The sequence below is a fragment of the Glaciimonas sp. GG7 genome, from assembly GCF_052976905.1.
The window spans coordinates 1-826 of the sequence record NZ_JBRIIQ010000224.1 but is presented as its reverse complement, the minus strand read 5'-3'; the positions used below and the strand labels follow the sequence as shown (position 1 = coordinate 826).

At 47.8% G+C, this 826-nt stretch carries 1 protein-coding gene; it reads left to right on the top strand.

The genetic code is table 11. The features are described 5' to 3' along the window. Window positions 1–399: 399 nt before the first annotated feature. Window positions 400–648, top strand: a complete 249-nt coding sequence (locus tag ACVBEF_RS21280) for a ferredoxin (protein ID WP_447125885.1) — start codon at window positions 400–402, stop codon at window positions 646–648. The last annotated feature ends 178 nt before the right edge of the window (window positions 649–826 follow it).

Below are 826 nucleotides of genomic sequence, written 5' to 3'. Positions count from 1 at the left end.
TCTGGTGCGTCCTGACCTGCCGCTTTGAGCATACGTAGCAGATTGCCAGACAACTGTATCGGTACGTTTTGTATCGTTTGTATCTGTTACCGCTTCCTGTGACATGCCTGTCTCCTGAAATTGTTGTAGCAAAGCTGTTGTTGCGATATCGGTCTTGGTCAATGGCCGGGTGACTCCACTGAAAAATAGTTGAACACTTATCCATATAATGGATCCCAATAGAAAAACAAACACACACGGAATATCAATTTACTGAGCATATTTAAATAATTTGCATCGAATTTTTGTGGTGTGGTATTGCGTACAACACAAAATACACAAATTTAAATTATGTTCATGATTTTTTAGTAATCAGCGTACTGTCGAGAGCTGGTATGCATAATCACATCAGGAGTTGATATGAATTCAGACGGTCAGGCGACATCGGCAACAATATCCCCGCAGTTCCGCATCGTCACCGATCGCAGCCGCTGCTGCGGCTACGGCTTATGCGCCGCGCTGTGCCCGGACGTCTACAAGTTGGATGCTGAGGGCTTGGTCTATGTGGACAGTGAGTTTGTTGCCTCGGAATATGAAGAAGCCGCGAAAGAGGGCGCTGCCGCTTGTCCCGCCGAAGCGATTGTCATTGCGCTTGTCGCCGCTGCTTAAACACCGATGCACATTAATGAGCATGCATGGAACAGGTTTCAAAACGTCTCTCAGTAAATTAGCCCTTATCTCCGGCATGGGCGTGTTGCGGCCTTGCGCTTCGCGCGGCTACACGGTCGGCATGCAAAGTTTGCTGAGTTACATGGAACACAACGGGGTGAAGTTTTCAAGCATGACG

Coding starts and splice junctions, on each gene's coding strand:
- ACVBEF_RS21280 (WP_447125885.1), top strand. CDS start 400: ATGAATTCAGACGGTCAGGCGACATCGGCAACAATATCCCCGCAGTTC.